We start from the raw sequence: 18,174 nt of genomic DNA, 5'->3' as shown, positions 1-18,174 counted from the left end.
TCCTCCGGCGCCGCCTCAGTGTCGCAGTGCCCGGCAGGGTGCACTCCGGAGCCACGCGAAGAGTATCGGTCGATGCTTCGCCGACTTAGATCGTAGCCTGGCCGAAGTCTCCGAATAAAGAGGGTAACTTTCGTTGACTCCAAACTTCGGCCCGGATACATTCTCCGCGTCGAACGTCGAGGAGCAGCAGCAGGCGGCCGAACCCGTGGCACCGCCGGTAGCGCCCGGAGACGCGGGGCAGTGCACATCAATCGAGGAGATTCATGAGGAGCAGATTTCCCCGGCGAGCCCTCCGCGGCGCGGTGGCGGTAGCCAGCGCGGTCGCCCTCGGGGCGGGTCTGGTCGCCTGCGGTGGTGGCAGCGGTTCATCGAAGGACGGCGGGAGTCAGGGCAAGGACACCGTGACCGTCGCCTTCCGTACCCCGAACTGGATCCTGCCGATCTCGGCACCCGGCTTCACCCAGGGCGAGAACGCCATCTTCGGCCAGGCGCTGTACCGGTCTCTCTACCAGTACAAGCTGGACGGCACGGCGCAGTACAACATCGACCCGCAGCGTTCGATGGCCGAGGCGCCGGTGGTCAGTGACGGCGGCCGGACGCTGACCATCACGCTGAAGGACAACGCCTGGTCCGACGGCAAGCCCGTCACCACCAGGGACATCCAGTTCTGGTACGACCTGGTCAGGGCGAACAAGGACAAGTGGGCGTCCTACCGGGCCGGCGGCCTCCCGGACAACATCGCGCAGTGGTCGGTCAAGGACGACAAGACCTTCTCGATCACCACCACGAAGGTCTTCAACACCGCGTGGTTCGTCGACAACCAGCTCAACAAGATCACCCCGATGCCGCAGCACGCCTGGGACAAGGACTCCGCCACCGCGGCCGTGAGCGACCTGGCCAGCACGCCGGAGGGCGCGAAGAAGGTCTTCGACTTCCTCACCGCGGCCGCCAAGGACCCGAAGACCTACGACTCCAACGAGCTGTGGAAGGTCAACAGCGGCCCCTGGAAGCTGGCGAAGTACGTGCCGAACGGCGAGGTCACCCTCGCCGCCCAGCCGAACTACTCCGGGGTGGACAAGCCGAGGCTCGCCAAGATCGTGCTTCGGCCGTTCACCGGCGACGACGCCGAGTTCAACGTCCTGCGCGCCGGTGACATCGACTACGGGTACGTGCCCGCGGCCAACCTCTCCCAGGAGGGCTACCTCAAGTCCAAGGACTACACGGTCTCCCCGTGGTACGGCTGGTCCGTCACCTACCTGCAGCTGAACTTCAACAACCCGAAGACCGGGGTGCTGTTCAAGCAGCCGTACCTGCGGCAGTCGCTGCAGATGCTCATCGACCAGCCGACGATCAGCAAGGTGATCTGGTCCGGCACGGCCGCGCCGACCTGCGGCCCGGTGCCGGCCAAGCCGGGCACCAACGGCGCCGACGCCGCCGGCTGCGCGTACTCCTTCGACCCGGCCAAGGCGAAGGAGCTGCTGGAGAGCCACGGCTGGAAGGTGACCCCGGACGGGCAGACCACCTGCCAGTCGCCGGGCACCGGGCCGAACCAGTGCGGCGACGGCGTCGCCGCCGGCACGGCGCTGAACTTCACCGTGACCAGCCAGACCGGCTTCGCGGCCACGACCAAGATGTTTGCCGAGATCAAGTCGCAGATGGCCAAGCTGGGCATCCAGCTGACCATCAAGGAGGTGCCCGACTCGGTCGCGGTCACCCCGGCCTGCAAGCCGGCGGACGCCACCTGCTCGTGGGACATGTCCTTCTTCGGCTCGCAGGGCAGCTGGTACTACCCGGCCTTCGCCAGCGGTGAGCGGCTCTTCGCCACCGGCGCCCCGGTGAACCTGGGCAGCTACAGCAACCCGGAGGCCGACAAGCTCATCGAGGCCACGCAGTTCTCCGGCGACGAGAGCGCGCTCAAGGCGTACAACGACTTCCTCGCCAAGGACCTGCCGGTGCTCTGGATGCCGAACCCGGTGTTCCAGGTCTCGGCCTACCGGTCCGGTCTGCAGGGGGTCGAGCCGCAGGACCCGATGAACTTCATGTACTTCCAGGACTGGTCCTGGAAGTGACCGATCACTGATCGTCCCGGCCCCGGCGGCGCCAACCGCGCCGCCGGGGCCCCGACCAGGGAGGAGGCACGGCCCAGGTGGTCCGGTACCTCATCACGCGCTTGGGTCAGGCCCTCGTCGTCGTCGTGCTCGTCACGGTGATCGCGTTCCTCATCCTGCACCTGCTGCCCGGGGGCGCCGCACGCGCCACCCTCGGCAAGGAGGCGACGCTGGAGCAGTTGGCGGCCTTCAACCACGACATGGGCTACGACCGGCCCTGGCTCCAGCAGTACGGCATGTACGTGCAACGTCTGCTACAGGGCGATCTGGGCTACTCGTACCAGCTCAACCAGTCGGTCGTCGAGGCGATCAGCCAGCGGCTGCCGAAGACGATGGTCCTGTCGCTGCTGTCGACCGTGCTCGCCATCGTGCTGGCGATCCCGCTCGGGGTGATCCAGGCGGTACGCCGTAACCGCTGGCCCGACTACGCCATCACCTCGCTGTCGCTGCTGGCGTACGCCACGCCCATCTTCTTCATGGGCCTCATGATGATCATTCTCTTCTCGCAGGTATGGCCGATCCTGCCGCCCGAGGCGCCGCAGGGGTTCACGGTGGCGGAGGTGCTCGCCGATCCGGCCGGGCTGGTCCTGCCCACGATCACACTCGCCATCGTCACCATCGCGGTCTACTCGCGGTACGTCCGCTCCGCCATGGTCGACAACCTCAACGAGAACTACGTCCGCACCGCCCGCAGCAAGGGCCTCTCGGAGCGGCGGGTGGTGCTGCGGCACACGCTGCGCAACGGGTTGTTCCCGGTCATCGCGCTGCTCGGGATGTACCTGCCCGCGCTGTTCAGCGGGGCGTTGGTCGTCGAGTCGCTGTTCAACTTCCCCGGCATGGGGCAGCTGTTCTGGCAGGCGGCGCTCAAGCGTGACTTCCCGATCCTGCTCGGGGTCACCGTCATCATCTCGATCGCGACGGTGGTCGGCGCGCTCGTCGCCGACCTGCTCTACGCCGCCGTCGATCCCCGGGTCCGACTCCAGCGGAGCGCGTCATGACCACACTCTCCGAGCCGATCCGCCCGGGTGCCGTCCCAGACCAGCCGGCCGACGCCGATGCGCCGGTGCGCGGCCTCTGGCGGCAGGGACTGGCCGTCTTCTGCGAGAACCGGCTCGCCCTGGTGGGCCTGGGCCTGTTCGTCCTGCTGGCCGGGATCTGCTTCCTCGGTCCGCTCTTCTACCACACCGACCAGGTGCACACGGACCTCACCGCGGTACACCTGGCCCCCGGTGAGCAGGGGCATCCGCTCGGCACCGACGGGGTCGGCTACGACCAGTTGGGGCGGCTCATGCTCGGCGGGCAGACCTCGATCATCGTCGGGCTCGCGGCCGGGATCCTCGCCACCGCCGTGGGCACGGTCTGGGGAGCCGTCGCCGGGTTCGCCGGCGGCTGGGTGGACTCGGCGATGATGCGGGTCGTCGACGCGATGATGTCGATCCCGTCGCTGTTCCTCTTCATGCTGCTCGCCGCCATCGTCACACCGAGCGTGTCCATGCTCATCGTCATCATCGGCGCCTTCGCCTGGCTGGGACCGGCCCGGCTGGTCCGGGGTGAGGCACTGACCCTGCGCTCCCGCGAGTACGTCCAGGCCATGCGGGGGATGGGTGGCACCGGCGGCCGGGCGGTGCGCCGGCACATCGTGCCGAACGCCATCGGGACCGTGATCGTCAACGCGACCTTCCAGGTCGCCGACGCGATCCTCTACGTCGCGTACCTGTCCTTCCTGGGCCTCGGCGTCCCCCCGCCGGCGGCGAACTGGGGCGGGATGCTCTCCGACGGCCTGGCGGACACCTACAGCGGCCACTGGTGGCTGCTGTACCCGCCCGGCATCGCCATCATCCTCATCGTCCTCGCCTTCAACTTCATCGGCGACGGGATGAGGGACGCCTTCGAGGTCCGCCTCCGGCGACGCTGAGCAGGAGCAGAGAATGAGCGAATCGACCGTCCGACACGCGCCGGCAGCCGGCGAGCCGGCAGTGGTCCAGCCCCTGCTGGAACTGCGCGATCTCGACACCGACATCGCGCTGCGCCGGGGTACGGTGCACGCCCTGGACGGGGTCAGTCTCCAGGTCATGCCGGGGGAGACCCTCGGCGTCGTGGGGGAGTCGGGCAGCGGCAAGACGATGACCGCACTCTCGATCATGGGCTTGCTGCCGCCCGGCGGCCGGGTGACGGGAGGACAGATCCTCTTCGAGGGCCGGGACCTGCGCTCGCTGTCGGCGGACGAGGTACGCCGGATCCGCGGTGTCCGGATGGGCATGGTCTTCCAGGACCCGCTCACCTCGCTCAACCCGACCATGCGGATCGGCGTCCAGGTCGGCGAACCGCTGCGGGTGCACGAGCGGGTCGGCCGAGCGGAGGCCCGCGAGCGGACCATCGAGATCCTGCGCCGGGTCGGGATGCCGCGCCCGGAGCGGATCGTCGACAACTACCCGCACGAGCTGTCCGGCGGGATGCGGCAACGGGTCGCCATCGCGATGGCCCTGGTCTGCTCCCCCCGCCTGCTCATCGCCGACGAGCCGACCACGGCGCTCGACGTCACCACCCAGCGGCAGATCCTCGAACTCATCGACGACCTGCGGGAAGAGTTCGGGATGGCCGTCGTCCTGGTCACCCACGACCTCGGGGTGATCGCCGGCCGCGCCGACCGGGTCGCCGTCATGTACGCCGGACGGGTGGTCGAGACCGCAGCGACCGAAGAGCTTTTCCGCTCGCCCCGGCATCGATACACGGAGGCGCTCATGGAGGCGCTCCCCGAGTCGGCGGTCCGGGAGTCCGGTGAACACGCCCGGCTCTACAGCATTCCGGGCCTGCCGCCGGACCTGTCCCGGCCCCTGACCGGCTGCCGCTTCGCGCCACGCTGCCGGCACGTCACCGACGAGTGCCGGACCACCGAGGTGACCCTGTCGGCCGGCGAGCACCAGCACGCCTGCCTGCACCCGGTGCCGGCGGGGTCCGCCGCACCGCTCAGCCGGCCCGGCCCGGTGCAGGTCCAGCCGGTGTCGGATCCGGCAGCCCCAGCGGCCGGACCCGGTGAGCCGGCGGCCGAGCCCGTCCTGTCGGTGCGGGACCTGGTCAAGAACTACGCCGCGCACGGCCGTGGGCTGCTGCGCCGCACCGCCGGGCAGGTGAGTGCCGTTGCGGGCGTGTCGTTCGACGTCGGCCCGGGCGAGACGTTCGGACTGGTCGGCGAGTCCGGCTGCGGCAAGTCCACCGTGGGCCGGCTGGCCGTCGGGCTGGAGCGGCCGACCGCCGGACAGATCCTGCTGGACGGCACGGACCTCGCCGGCCTGGCCGGACGGGAGCGCCGCCGGATGCACCGGCAGGTCCAACTGATGTTCCAGGACAGCTACGCCGCGATGAACCCGCGGATGCGCGTCGACGCCATCCTCGCCGAACCCCTCGAGATCCAGAAGGTGGGCGGCCCGGCGGCGCGGCGGGCGCGGATCGCGACGCTGCTCGACCAGGTGGGGCTGTCGCGGCGGGTCCTGGAACGCTACCCCCACGAGTTCTCCGGCGGTCAGCTGCAGCGCATCGGGCTGGCCCGTTCGCTGGCCCTGCAACCCCGGCTGATCGTCGGCGACGAGCCGGTGAGCGCGCTGGACGTGTCCATCCAGGCGCAGGTCCTCAACCTCATGCGGGACCTGCAGCGTGAACTCGGTCTGGCGTACGTCTTCATCAGCCACGACCTGTCCGTCGTCGACTACATGGCGGACCGGATCGGCGTCATGTACCTCGGCAAGCTCGTCGAGGTCGGGCCCGCGCGGGACGTGGTCCGAGCCGCCCGGCATCCGTACACGCAGGCGCTCATCGACGCCGTCCCCTCCGTCACGCCGAACGCCGCGACCGAGCGCGACGGCGTGACCATCCGGGGCGAGCTGCCCAGCGCGCTGAACCCGCCCACCGGGTGCCGGTTCCGGACCCGTTGCCCCCTGGCCCAGGACATCTGCGAGACCGAGCCGCCGCTGGCCGGCGACGCGCACCAGGTGGCCTGCCACTTCCCGCTGCGTCCGGAGTCGACCGCGGCGTCGGCTCGGGCCGGGGCGGCCGCATGACCACGGTCGAGATCTGCGTGAGTGACGTGCCGACCGCGCTCGTGGCCGAGGCCGCCGGAGCCGATCGGCTCGAGCTCTGCGCCGACCTCGGCCAGGGCGGCACCACTCCGAGCCTCGGAACGGTCGAGGTCGCGCTGCGGACGTTGCGCAGGGTAGGCGTACGGGTCATGGTCCGTCCCCGTGGCGGTGACTTCCGGGTGAGCGGGATCGAGGAGCAGGTCATGCTCACGGACATCGCGGCCATCCGCAGCCTGCCCAATCCGCACAATCTCGCGGTCGGGGTGGTGGTCGGTGCCGTCACCGCCGCCGGTGGCCTCGATCTGGCCGTGCTGCGGCGCCTGATCCAGGCGGCCGGACCGCTGCCGGTGACGGTGCACAAGGCCTTCGACGAGGTCGGCGACCAGCTGAGGGCGATCGAGGAACTCATCGACCTCGGGGCCGACGCGGTGCTCACCTCCGGCGGGGCGCCGACCGCGCTGGCCGGTGCCACGCAGATCGCCGCACTGCGGCAGCGGGCCGGCGACCGGTTGCGGATCATCGCCGGCGGCGGCATCCGGTCGCACAACGTCCGGCAGGTGCTCGCGGAGACCGGAGCGCGGGAGGTGCACCTGCGAGCACCGGTGCAGCGCGACGGACGCGAGGCCACCGACGGCGACGAGGTACGTCGGGTTGTCGACGCCACGCGTGCCCAGACGGGACCGAGCGCCGGTCGATGACCGTTACGCTGCGCAGGGCAGTCCAGCGCGGGAGTGCCCATCCTCATGAGCGGGAGTCAGCGACGGTGCCGAAGGCCTACTGGATCACCACCTACCGGTCCATCAGCGACGAGGAGAAGGTCGCCGCGTACGCGGAGCTGGCGGGGCCGGCGCTGCGCGCGGCCGGCGGCACGTTCCTGGCGCGCGGCCTGCCGGCGTACGCGTTCGAGTCCGGCGCGCTGGAGCGTACGACCCTGATCGAGTTCGACAGCGTCGACGCCGCAGTCGCCGCCCACGAGACCCCCGCCTATCAGGAGGCGCTGCGGGCGCTCGGCGACGGCGCCGACCGCGACCTGCGCATCATCGAAGCGACACCCTGACGCCGGGCGACGCCGGCCCGGTCGCGCCGGCGGGTAGAGCCCGGCGCGACCGGTAGTCCGGTCAGGACAGCTGCAGCCGGGGCTCCAGGATCACCTCGAACAGCCGGTCCCACGGCAACTCGACGCGCGCCGACTCGAAGCGCGCCAGGGTCGCCGTGAACGTGTTAACGCCTCGCCGGCCCAGCACGATGCGGTGCCCCGCGAAGTGGTCGGCGAAGTACCGCTCGGTCAGCGGCACCAGCCGTTCGCGCACCCAGCCGTCGAAGTAGGTCTTCTGCGCGGCGGTGAGCGCGAGCGGGTCCCAGCCCTGCGCCCGGGCGTGCGCGTACGCCTCGACCTGCACGATGTTCTTCCACGGGTCGTCCTTGACGAACCGGTGGAGCAGGTACTCGGCGTGCGCCTGGCCGGGCCCGTGCAGGTCGGGCACGCCGTAACCGCTGCCGGAGGAGCGGAGGAAGGCCCACCGGGCGGTGCCGTGCCCGAGCGCCAGGCCGAGTGCGTTGCCGCCGGTGTTCCACCCCGAGTACGACAGCAGCGCCGCGAGGTCCAGGCGGCTCTCCATCCGGGCGACCAGGTCGTGGTCCGCCTTGTTCACGATCAGCGGGTCCACCACGATCACGGGGGTGCCGGCGGCCAGCAGCTCGCCGATCCGCCCGACGAAGGCGTCCAGGTCGGCGGCCCGCTGCCCGGGCGTCGCCGAGGGGGTGTTCACGGCGAGCACGATGTCCGCGTCGCCGCTCACGACCCGTCCCCCCACGGCGGCCACGTGCCGGCGGATGTTCTCCGCGAACGGGATGCCCTCCAGTTGGGCGGTCCAGTCCTCGCCCGAGACGCCGGCGTACTCCACCCGGTAGGTGGGCGTCGTGCCGGCCGCGATCACCCGCGCGACCAGCAACGCATCGACCTCGTCGGCGCCGGGGAAGATCTCCACCCGGTCGCCGACGCCGAGTTGGGCGACCAGCGCCTCCAGCTCCACCCGCTCCGCCCGGGCCAGGCCGACCGGCGCGGTGTCGTCCTCGGAGAGCACGAGGTGGCTGATGGTGCCGTCGGCGACCCACTCGACCATCAGCCGGTTGACCTGGTGGTTGCGGGCCCGCGCGGCGAGATAGTCCTCGACCACCTGGTCCGGGATCTTCGCGCGGACGGCGTCGAGCTGGGCCCGCAGCTCCTCCTGCCCGAGGTTCACCACCTGGTCGTAGAGCTTCGCCCAGCTGACCAGCAGGTCGCGGTACTTGTCCAGCTCGGTGCCGGTGCTGGTGACCGCGAGGCGCTGGATGGTGTCGTGCACCTCGATCACCGCCCCCGGCCGGGTCGCGCGCAGGCTTCGGATGGCGGCCAGGTTCTCCAGGGCGGCGGCCAGGGTCGGTGCGGCGGTGCGCGAGGCGATCAGGCCGCCGTAGGCGAGCATGCTGACCGAGATCACGTACCCGTCGACGCCGTCGGTGGTGCCGAGCCAGCGGGCGATGGCGGCCCCGTCGCCGGGGGTGAAGAAGCGGCCCAGCAGTTCCCGCGGCGGCAGTTGCACCCGGGCGCCGGCGCTCGCCGCGGTCATCTGCGGGGCGTAGGTGTTGACCGGCCGATCGTCCAGCGGCACCAGTGCCAGGGTCAGCTGCCGCTCGGCGGGCCCGGCGAAGGCGGGTCGGCCGAGGGCCACGGTGGTCAGCCCGGCCACGCCGGTGGCCAGGAGGGTACGTCTTCTCATGCTCACTCCCTCTTACTTGGGGCGCCCGCCGCGCGGGGGGTGGCCGGCACGAGCCGACGGGTGATCCACAGCGGTGAGGTGACGGCGTTGCCCATCACCACCGCGTGCGCACCCGCCTGGAAGGCCCGGCCGATCTGTTCCGTGGTGCGGTACCGCCCTTCGGCGAGCACCGGCACGGGCAGCAGTGCGGCGAGTCGCGCCACGAGCCCGAGGTCGGGCCCGTCAGTCGGTGGGCTGGCCGGGGTGTAGCCGGACAGTGTGGTGGCGACCGCGTCCGCGCCGGCCTCGACGGCGGCGGCACCCTCGGCCGTGGTGGAGACGTCGGCCAGGACCAGTGCGTCGGTCCGTTCGCGGATCGCTTCGACCGTGTCGGCGAACGTGCGTCCGTCCGGTCGGGGGCGGTCGGTGGCGTCGACCGCGACGATGTCCGCCCCGGCCATCGCGACCTCGAGCGCGTGGGTCGGGGTCGGGGTGATGAAGACGTCCTCGGTGCCGTGCTTGTAGAGCCCGATCACCGGTACGTCGACGGCAGCGCGTACCGCCCTGACGTCGTCCGGTCCGTTGATCCGGACCGCCACCGCGCCGCCGTGTACCACCGCGGCCGCCACCCGGGCCTGGACGTACGGGTCCCGCATCGGGTCGTCAGGGTCGTCGGGCAGCGGCTGGCAGGACACCACCAGCCCGCCGGCCAGGTCGTCGAGCACGCTCACCGGCTAGCCCCTTCAACGTCGCGTACGTCCATGGCCAGCCGGGCCGCGCCGACCACGACGGCGTCGGCGCCCAGCGCGGCGGGCAGCAGCGGAACGCCGGCCCAGCCCGCGGGCAACTCGGCCGAGTAGGCGGCCGAGGCGGCGGGCAGCAGGGCGCCGGCCGCCCCGCCGGCCACCAGGACGGCTTCCGGATCGAGCAGGGTCACCAACCCCGCGAGGGCCGCGCCGAGGGTTGCTCCCGCCCGGTCCACGACCCGCTGGGCGACGGCGTCGCCGGCCGCCGCGCGGTCCGCCACGGTCCGGCCGGTGACCTGGGTTCCGGTCTCGATGGAGTATGCGGCGGCCAGCCCGCTGCCCGAGGCGATCGCCTCCAGGTGCCCGTGCCGGCCGCACCCGCACCGCAGCCGCTCCGCCCCTGGGGCCGGTAGGTGCGCGACCTCGCCGGCGGCCCCGCGGGCACCGGTCTCGAGGCGGCCGTTTCGGACGAGCGCCCCGCCCAGCCCGGTGCCGACGGCCACCAGCAGCACATGGGCGCGGTCCCGTCCGGCGCCGGCCCAGCATTCGCCCAGCGCGGCGGCGTTCACGTCGTTGGTGACCCGCACGGGTCGACCCAGGCGGGCGGCCAGCGCGCCGGCGACCGGGGTGCCGGTCCAGCCGGGCAGGCTGTCGGTGGCGTACCGGATGCTGCCCGTCGCGGGGTCGACCGTGCCGGCGGTGCCCACCCCCACCGGCCCGGTGGCCGCGCCAAGCAGGTCGGCGGCCAGCCGCGCGGCGGCGTCCAGCACGGCCCCGGGCCCGGACCGCGCGGGCGTGGGCACCTCGCCGCGCTCCAGCACCTGCCCCCCCGGGCCGACCAGCGCGGCCGCCGTCTTGGTGCCGCCGATGTCGATGCCGACCACCGGTGTCGTCATCCCTTGAGGCCGGTGTGCGCGAGGCCCTCGACGAACTGCTTCTGCGCGATGACGAACACCACCAGGACCGGCAGCGCGGTCATCGACGCCGCGGCCAGCTGGACGTCCCACATCGGGCCGCCGTAGGCGTCGACGAACTGGGTGAGCGCCTGGGGCAGGGTGAACTTCTCCGGAGAGGAGAGGAACACGATCGGTTCCAGGTAGAGGTTCCAGCTGTGCAGGAAGGTGAAGATGGCCACCGCGCCCAGTGCCGGCCGCGACAGCGGCAGGGCGATCCGCCAGAAGGTGGCGAAGCGGCCCAGCCCGTCGACCCGGGCCGCCTCCTCCAACTCGCCGGGGAGGCTGATGAAGAACTGCCGCATGATGAACGTCGCCAGCACGCTCGGCGCGCCGAAGATCGGCACCAGGATCAACGGCCAGTGGGTGTTGACCAGGCCGAGCTTGAAGAACATCTGGAACAGCGGCACGATCGTCACCTCGCTGGGAATGAGCAGGCCCGCGAGGACGACCAGGAACAACACGTTCTGGCCGCGGAACCGGATGCGCGCGAAGGCGTAGCCGGCGAGCGCCGACACGGCCAGGGTGCCGATTGTGACCACCAGGGCGATGTAGAGGCTGTTCAGGTACTGCTGCCCGAACGGCTGCAACTCGAACACCCGCCGGTACGCGTCGAGCCGCGGGTTGGTCGGCAGCAGGTCCGGCGGGAAGGCGAAGATGTCCGCCACCGGCTTCAGCGACGAGGTGACCATCCACCACGTGGGGAAGACGAACGGGATCGCCAGGACCAGTAGCACCCCGTAGAGCACCAGCTTGGTCCGCCGCGACAGGTCACGACTCATGGAAGACCCACCTCTTGCGCATCTGCCACTGCAGCACGGTGAGGGCGAGCACGATGCCGAACAGCACGATCGACAGCGTGGCGCCGTAGCCGAAGTGATGGAACTGGAAGGCCTGCTGGTACAGGTAGTAGACGAGCACCGTCGTCGAGGTGCCCGGCCCGCCCTGGGTGAGCACCGCGATCTGCGCGAAGACCTGCAGCGATCCGACCACGGTGATGATCGAGGTGAGCAGGATCGTCGGGCTGATCAGCGGCACGGTGATCCGCCAGAACTGGCGCAGCCGGCTCGCCCCGTCGACCTCCGCGGCCTCGTACAGATCGGCCGGCACGCCCTGCAGGGCGGCCAGGAACAGCACCATGTTCAGACCGACGTTCTTGAACACCTGCACGACGATCACCGACAGCATCGCGGTGCCCTCACCGCGCAGCCAGTTCGGCCCGTCCACGCCGACGGTGTCGAGCAGGCTGTTCAGCCCGCCGTTGTCCTGCAGCAGGAAGCCCCACACGATGGTCCACGCCACCAGCGAGACCACCACGGGGGAGAAGAACAGCGTGCGGAACAGGATCGTGCCCCGCAGCCGCTGGTTGAGCAGGACGGCCAGCAGCAGCGCCAGGCCGAGGTTGAACACCACCAGGCCCACCGAGAACAGCCCGGTGGAGCGCAGCACCGCGCCGAGGTTGGGATCGTCGGCGAGCGCCTGGTAGTTGTCGGTGCCGACGAAGTCGAAGGTCCCGGCGAGCACGTTCCACTCATGCAGGCTGTACCAGACCACCAGGACCAGCGGCAGGATCACGAAAACGGCGCTGCCGAGCAGCTGCGGGGTGATGAACAGGTAACCGGTGAGCTGGTCCCGGCGGCGGGTGGTCCAGAACGGCCGGGCCCGGCCCGGGGCGGGCCCGGCAGTCGCCGGGCCCACCCTGGTGTCCGTCTGGGTCATGATCGTCAGCCCTACTTCGCCAGCAGCGGCTGGATCTTGGCGCAGACGCCGTCGAGCACGGCCTTGACGTCCGCGTTCGGCTGCCACAGCGGGTCGAGGCCGGCGCGGACCTGCTGGCTCAGCTCGGCCTGGCCGGCGTGGCTGGGCTTGACCACGCCGTTGGTGATGCCGTCGATGACGACCTTCTGCAGCTGCTCCGGCTTGAGCTTCGGGTTGGTCTTGGCGAGCGTCTCGGCGGTCAGCTGGGACTGCCGGGGCGGCGGGAAGAACTGGGCGAGCTTCGCCGAGTTCGTGGGGTTGGTGAAGAAGGACAGGAAGTCGGCGGCCTGCTTGGCGTGCGGGCTCTTCTTCAGCACCCCGATGCCGGCCTGGCCGACCACCGCGTAGTTCCCCTTCGGCCCGGCCGGCAGCGGCACCAGGTCCCACCCGAAGCCGCCGTCCTTCAGCAGCGAGGCGCGGGAGATCTGGGTGATCGTCATGGCCGAGTCACCGGCGAAGAAGTCGGCCGTCGTGCCCGGGCCGGGCAGCGCCTTCTGGGTGAAGGTGGCCTTGTGCAGGGTGGTCATCGCCTCGACCATCTCCGGGCTGTTGAACCCGCAGGTCTTGCCGTCCTCGCTCCAGGCCCGGGCGCCCCACCCGGTCCAGAAGGTGGACAGGTTGTCCCAGCCCTTGTAGTCGAAGTCGCGGATGACCAGGCCGGCCTTGCCGGACTTCACCCCCGCCGCCGCGGCGGTGGCCAGGGCGTTGTCCCAGGTCCACTGCCCGGCCGCGATCAGCTCGGCCGGGGTCTTCTGACCGGCCTTCTTGACCATGTCGGTATTGACGAAGACCCCGAACGGCGAGGTCGAGAAGGGGTACGCGTACAGCTTCCCGTCGTTCTGCCAGAGCTTGAGCGTGGCGGGGGAGAGGTCCTCGTACTGGTAGCCCTCGGCCTTCTTGAGCGTGTCGTCCAAGGGCTGCAGCGCGCCCGAGGCGACGAAGTCGGGGGCGGAGTTCTCGAACACCCACGCGAGGTCGGGCGCGTTCCCGCCGGCGATCTGAGTGGTCAGGGTGGTGGTGTAGTTGTCGAACGGCAGCGGGTCGAACTTGATCTCGGCGACGTCCGGGTGGCTCTTGCGGTACTCGTCGGCGATCTCGTTGAACAGCTTGAGGTGCGCCTCGTTGGCCGACCAGACGGTCATCCGCAGCTTCGCCGGGCCGCTGTCGGCGGCCTCGCCACCGCCGCCGCAGGCGGTCAGGGCGAGCGCGCCGGCCAGCGCCACGGCGACGCCGCGCAGGGCCTTTCCTGCTCTCACAATCTTCTCCTCACCGGGGGTGTGTGTTCAGTAGCCCGCGATCCGCGGCCAGCGCTGTTCCACGCCGGCCGCGGTGAGGCGGTCCTGGAAGTCGGCCAGCAGACGGGGGGTGTTGCGGACCGAACGCGGGGACTCGCCCCGCGCCAGACAGAAGTCGGCGAGCAGGCCGGCGACCTCGCCGACGTTCCACTCGACCGGGTGCAGCCGGTAGCTGCCGTTGGTGACGTGCGTGGTGCCGATGTTCTTGCCGGCCGGAAGCAGGTTCTCCATCCGCCGCGGGATCAGCGCGCCGAGCGGAATCTCGAACGGGCAGGAGCCGACGTCGATGTAGTTGTCGCCGCCGGTCGACGGGTGCAGGTCGATCCGGTACATCCCCACGCCCACCGCGTCCGGGTAGCTGACCGCGCCGTGGTCGCCCCGGACCGCCAGGGACAGGTCCTGCTCGACGACGGTGTACTCGGCCCGGATCCGCCGGGACTCGCGGATGTACGGGGCCTGGGCCAGGCCGTCGGAGCTGCCGGTCACGTCGCCGCGCAGCCGCAGGCCGGGGAAGCCGGTGCCGCCGTCGGGCCGGGGCGCCTCCGTCTGCAGCCAGTAGAGCACCGAGTACGACAGCTCGCGGGCCTTGGCCAGGTGCCACGACGCGTTCGGCACGTCGATGACCGGACCCTCGAAGTAGTCGATCATCGGCCAGTTGACCAGCGTGATGTCGCTGCCGTACGCGCCGTCGGTGAAGTTGCGCCGCGCGGCGATCCGCCGGAACGTCCACAGGTTGCCGTCGCCGGGGTTGACGCGTTGATCGGCGTTGACGGTCAACGGGTCGTCGTCCGGGTTGGGCGTGAAGCTGCGCTCGACGATCTCCAGCGTGCGCGGGTGCGGCGACTTCCAGGACAGCAGCCGGTCACCCCAGAAGTCGGGCTTGTAGTCGCGCCAGAAGTCGTATCCCGAGGGGCGGTCGATGGTGTGGTCGCCGTCGACGTGGTCGATGGCGAAGCAGACGGACACCGCCTGCATGTTCATCGGCTGGGCCTCGGCCGGGGCGCTCGGCTCACCGGTCTCCGCCTGCGACTCGAACCCGGTGACGTACTCGGTGCCGGTCAGCGGCAGCAACTCGCCGGTCTCGGTGGCGTCCAGGACGTACGGGGCGACCACGTCGATCCGCTCGTCCCGGTCGCGGTGCGCCAGCGTCACGCCGGTCACCCGGTCCCCGTCGGTCTCCACCGCGACCGGCCGGTACGGCTGCAGCACCCGCAGCCGGCCCGCGCCGAGGTACGGGGCGAGCATCTGTTCGAGGACGGCGACGGCCACCCGAGGCTCGTGGCAGAGCCGGCTCACCCAACCCGCGCCCGGGTTGAGGTCGGTCCAGGCCCGGGACCGTTCGGTCAACGGGTAGTGGCGACGGTAGTAGTCGCGGATGCCGTTGCGCAGCGCCCGGTAGCTGGCGGTGGCGCCGAACTGTTCGATCCAGGAGTGTTCGTCCGGCGGGACGGCCTGGCTGGTGAGTTGCCCGCCGAGCCAGTCGAACTCCTCGGTCAGGATGACGGACCGGCCGGCCCGGGCCGCGGCGAGCGCCGCGGCGACGCCGCCCAGTCCGCCCCCGACGACGAGGACGTCCGCACGCATGAGTACCACTTGCTTCCTTCCAGTTGCGCGGCCGACCGCTCAGCGTCGGTCGACCGCCCGATCAGGGGTGCCGAGGGTGCTGCCCTCGACGAGTTCGCAGGGGAGAAGTCGCTGTTGGAGGCCGCCTGTGCTGCCGTCGATGACGCCCGTCAGCACCTCGACCGACTGCCGGCCCATCTCCTCGCGGGGGATGCGGAACCCGGTGAACGTGATGTCGGTGGGGACCGGGACGGTCGGGTCGCCGAGGGTCACGATCGACAGGTCGCCGGGCACGGCCAGGCCGCGCCGACGGGCGGCCGACTCCAGCGCCACCGCCGTGGCGAAGTTCTCCACGAAGACGGCGGTGGTCCCGTCGGCCATCAGGGTGTCGAGGGTCGTGCCGGCATCTCCGGCCGGCGCCGACAGCTGCCGGGCGCTCTCCGCGGTCGTCGCGGCGGCGCGGAACCCACGGAGCCGGTCCTCGGAGGATTCGGCGGTGGTGCCCATGCTCAGGTACGTCAGGCGGCGGTGACCGCGCCGCAGCGCCACCTCGACGAGCCGGGCAACCGCTGAGGCGTAGTCGGCGCCGACGTAGGGGACCGGCCCGCCGGCGTCGTCGCGGCGCCCGACGGCGACGTACGGATATCCGTCGCGGTTGAGCCGGTGCAGCTCCGCGCCGTCGATCTCGCGCCCGAGCAGGATGCACCCGTCGGCCAGGCGCAGCCGGTTGTCGTGGTGGAAGATGCGTCGCCGGCCGTCCACCACCGGCGCGCTGGTGAACAGCAGCAGGTCGCAGCCGACCCGTTCGGCGTACTCCTCGATGCCGAGCAGGAACGGGTGGAAGAAGTCCCGGCTGCCGCTGGGGAAGGCGGGCTCGTACGTGAAGACGCCGATGATCCGGTTGAACCGCGAGGCGAGGCGGCGGGCCACCGGGTCGGCGGCGTACCCGGTCTCGGCGATGACCCGCAACACCCGGTCGCGGGTCTCCGGGGCGATGCGGACCTCGGCGTCGGTCCGGTTGTTGAGCACCAGCGACACCGTCGCCTGACTGACGCCGGCCATCCGCGCGATGTCACGTTGGGTGACACGTCTGGGGGGAGTGGTCACGTCGGGTCCTTCCGGTGCGGCTAATGCGTATTAGCGCTCGGCGTTGGGAAGGAGCCTGGCGGGTGGACCGGCGTGTGTCAAGAGGTGGCCGAGAGATTTCCGCGGGATGAACCCGCTGGAGTAATGCGCATTAGCGATCGGGCGCCCGACGGGTTGGTCGCCGGCCCGGGCGGATCGGCGCGTCGCCGGACCGCCTCTTGACAGAAACGCCGCCGGGCGCACAACATTTGAGAAACATAGATGCTAATACGTATTAGCGCGGCGATGCCACCGTGCCTCCGCCGGTCGATGTCCCCTGTGTCCTTACTGAGAGTCATCCCGGGCTGCTCGTGAACCGTAACCGCGTCCGATCGAACCGACAGAAGAGGAAGCCGCATGACGAGACCATCCGCCCCGTCGTCCCGACGAGCTGTCCTGGCGACCGCCAGTGCCGGCCTGCTCGTCGTCGCCATGGCCGGCGCCGCACCGGCCGCCGCCGATCCCGGGCTCGACTTCCCCCAGTTCACCTACCAGGGCACCGCGTTCGACAAGAGCACGCTCGCCTACAACCCGACGAACGAGTTCATCTTCCCGAGCGTCATCCGGGCCGCCGACTACTTCCCCAACCCGCTCGGCACCTACTACCTGTACTACGCGCCGCACGAGCGTCCCGGCGGGATCGCCCTCGCGTACTCCGACTCGATCGACGGGCCGTGGACCGAGTACGCCGCCAACCCGCTGATCAGCAACACCTGGCTGCCGTACTACTCCACGGTCAGCCACATCTCCTCGCCCCACGCGGTCTGGATCGAGGACGAGCACAAGCTCTTCCTCTACTTCCACGGCGAGAACTCGATCACCCGGTACGCGACCTCCGACGACGGCATCCACTTCAACTACGGTGGCACCGCGGTCAGCCGGAACGAGACGACCGGCGGTGAGACCTCCTACGCCCGGGTGTTCGAGCAGTCCGTGCCCCGCCTGGGCACGCGCTACCTGATGCTCTTCATGGACAATCCCACAGCGGCGGCCCCCGGACCCACCGGGCCGGTGTCCCGGCGGATCCGCTGGGCGGTCTCCAACGACGCGCGGAACTGGAACATGCAGCCCGAACCGATCGTCACCCCGCAGGGCGACGAGGGCCCGAACGCCTCCGGGCCGTTCTTCCTCCGCTGGAACGACCGTAACCTGGTCATCTACCACGCCGCAGACGGCAACATGCACGCGGTCGACGTCGGCGAGGACTTCGACCAGGAGGTCCATCTCGGCGTCGTGCACGACTCGATGACCGCCGCGCCCGACCTCGGCCGGTCCGCCGCGCCGACGTTCTACTTCGACGGGCGTACCGCGCACATGTACTACGAAGCCGGCGCCCGGCTCACCGCCACCATCGGACACGCCACCGCCACCCTGGCCGACCCGCTGCCGGTACGGCAGCTCGACTGCGCGGCGGACCGCCCGGTCCTGTGGCCGCCGAACCACGAGCTGGTCGAGGTCAACGTGACCGTGGACCTGCACGACGGTGTGCTCGGCCCGAACGCGTTCACCCTGACCGGCGTGACCGGGGGTGAGGCCGCGGACGTCAGCGGCTTCGCCACCGGCACCCCCGACACGAGCGGCATGCTGCGGGCCGAGCGGGCCGGCAACGGCGGGGACCGGGTGTACCACCTTGCCTACGCCGGCCACGACGAGATCGGACGACCGGTCGGCTGCACCGTCACCGTCACCGTCCCACACGACGAGGGAAGCAACTAGTCGCCGGTGGTGGGGGGGGGCCCCGCGGGGGGCCCCCCCCCCAGGCTGTTTTAGTGCGCGGGGGGGGGGGGGGGGGGTTGGGGGGCCGGGCGGGCGGGG

15 protein-coding genes are annotated in these 18,174 nt (G+C 71.0%); 7 read left to right on the top strand and 8 right to left on the bottom strand.

Annotation, left to right across the window (positions count from 1 at the left end):
* Positions 1-263: 263 nt before the first annotated feature.
* The 6 genes from AB0F68_RS29540 to AB0F68_RS29515 all read left to right on the top strand — a co-directional run bounded on the left by AB0F68_RS29540 (position 264) and on the right by AB0F68_RS29515 (position 7,238).
* Positions 264-2,069, top strand: coding sequence for a peptide ABC transporter substrate-binding protein (locus AB0F68_RS29540; RefSeq protein ID WP_357344138.1), 1,806 nt, complete (start codon positions 264-266; stop codon positions 2,067-2,069).
* 77 nt (positions 2,070-2,146) lie between these two features.
* A complete protein-coding gene (locus tag AB0F68_RS29535) occupies positions 2,147-3,106 on the top strand; it encodes an ABC transporter permease (RefSeq protein ID WP_357344136.1) in 960 nt (319 codons plus the stop codon).
* A complete protein-coding gene (locus AB0F68_RS29530; protein WP_357344134.1) occupies positions 3,103-4,023 on the top strand; it encodes an ABC transporter permease in 921 nt (306 codons plus the stop codon). Before AB0F68_RS29535 ends, AB0F68_RS29530 begins: the two co-directional genes overlap by 4 nt.
* 13 nt (positions 4,024-4,036) lie before the next feature.
* The gene (locus AB0F68_RS29525) at positions 4,037-6,163 is read left to right on the top strand and encodes an ABC transporter ATP-binding protein (RefSeq protein ID WP_357344133.1); all 2,127 of its coding nucleotides are present in this window, start codon (positions 4,037-4,039) and stop codon (positions 6,161-6,163) included.
* On the top strand, positions 6,160-6,879 hold the full coding sequence (locus AB0F68_RS29520; protein WP_357344131.1) for a copper homeostasis protein CutC: 720 nt from the start codon (positions 6,160-6,162) through the stop codon (positions 6,877-6,879). Before AB0F68_RS29525 ends, AB0F68_RS29520 begins: the two co-directional genes overlap by 4 nt.
* 65 nt (positions 6,880-6,944) lie before the next feature.
* Positions 6,945-7,238, top strand: a complete 294-nt coding sequence (locus AB0F68_RS29515) for a DUF1330 domain-containing protein (protein ID WP_357344129.1) — start codon at positions 6,945-6,947, stop codon at positions 7,236-7,238.
* Positions 7,239-7,299: 61 nt separating this feature from the next.
* Here the strand turns inward: AB0F68_RS29515 and AB0F68_RS29510 are convergent, their stop codons facing one another.
* From AB0F68_RS29510 to AB0F68_RS29475, 8 genes are read right to left on the bottom strand one after another with little or no spacing between them, the layout of a single operon-like run.
* Positions 7,300-8,940 carry a DUF4127 family protein gene (locus AB0F68_RS29510; protein ID WP_357344127.1) on the bottom strand — a complete coding sequence of 547 codons (1,641 nt, stop codon included), beginning with the start codon at positions 8,938-8,940 and terminating at the stop codon, positions 7,300-7,302.
* Positions 8,941-8,942: 2 nt separating this feature from the next.
* Positions 8,943-9,650, bottom strand: a complete 708-nt coding sequence (locus AB0F68_RS29505) for a putative N-acetylmannosamine-6-phosphate 2-epimerase (protein ID WP_357344125.1) — start codon at positions 9,648-9,650, stop codon at positions 8,943-8,945.
* Entirely contained in the window at positions 9,647-10,561 is a 915-nt protein-coding gene (locus AB0F68_RS29500) for an ROK family protein (RefSeq protein WP_357344123.1), read from the bottom strand. The genes AB0F68_RS29505 and AB0F68_RS29500 overlap by 4 nt, the downstream gene beginning before the upstream one ends.
* Positions 10,558-11,400 carry a carbohydrate ABC transporter permease gene (locus AB0F68_RS29495; protein WP_357344121.1) on the bottom strand — a complete coding sequence of 281 codons (843 nt, stop codon included), beginning with the start codon at positions 11,398-11,400 and terminating at the stop codon, positions 10,558-10,560. Before AB0F68_RS29495 ends, AB0F68_RS29500 begins: the two co-directional genes overlap by 4 nt.
* Positions 11,390-12,337, bottom strand: coding sequence for a sugar ABC transporter permease (locus AB0F68_RS29490; protein WP_357344119.1), 948 nt, complete (start codon positions 12,335-12,337; stop codon positions 11,390-11,392). The genes AB0F68_RS29495 and AB0F68_RS29490 overlap by 11 nt, the downstream gene beginning before the upstream one ends.
* Before the next feature lie 11 nt (positions 12,338-12,348).
* Positions 12,349-13,632 (bottom strand): sugar ABC transporter substrate-binding protein, encoded by a 1,284-nt coding sequence (locus AB0F68_RS29485; protein WP_357344117.1) that lies wholly within the window; start codon positions 13,630-13,632, stop codon positions 12,349-12,351.
* 27 nt (positions 13,633-13,659) lie between these two features.
* Positions 13,660-15,255, bottom strand: coding sequence for an FAD-dependent oxidoreductase (locus AB0F68_RS29480; protein ID WP_357344115.1), 1,596 nt, complete (start codon positions 15,253-15,255; stop codon positions 13,660-13,662).
* Between the two features lie 39 nt (positions 15,256-15,294).
* Positions 15,295-16,341 (bottom strand): LacI family DNA-binding transcriptional regulator, encoded by a 1,047-nt coding sequence (locus AB0F68_RS29475; protein WP_357344114.1) that lies wholly within the window; start codon positions 16,339-16,341, stop codon positions 15,295-15,297.
* Positions 16,342-16,716: 375 nt separating this feature from the next.
* Between AB0F68_RS29475 and AB0F68_RS29470 the strand changes: the two genes are divergently transcribed.
* Positions 16,717-18,075, top strand: coding sequence for a hypothetical protein (locus tag AB0F68_RS29470; protein WP_357344112.1), 1,359 nt, complete (start codon positions 16,717-16,719; stop codon positions 18,073-18,075).
* Positions 18,076-18,174: the final 99 nt, after the last annotated feature.

Source organism: Micromonospora sp. NPDC023966, assembly GCF_040639095.1.
In the GTDB taxonomy this organism is placed as follows: domain Bacteria; phylum Actinomycetota; class Actinomycetes; order Mycobacteriales; family Micromonosporaceae; genus Micromonospora.
The sequence above is the reverse complement of the archived record's forward strand: the minus strand, read 5'-3'. Positions and strand labels throughout refer to the sequence as shown.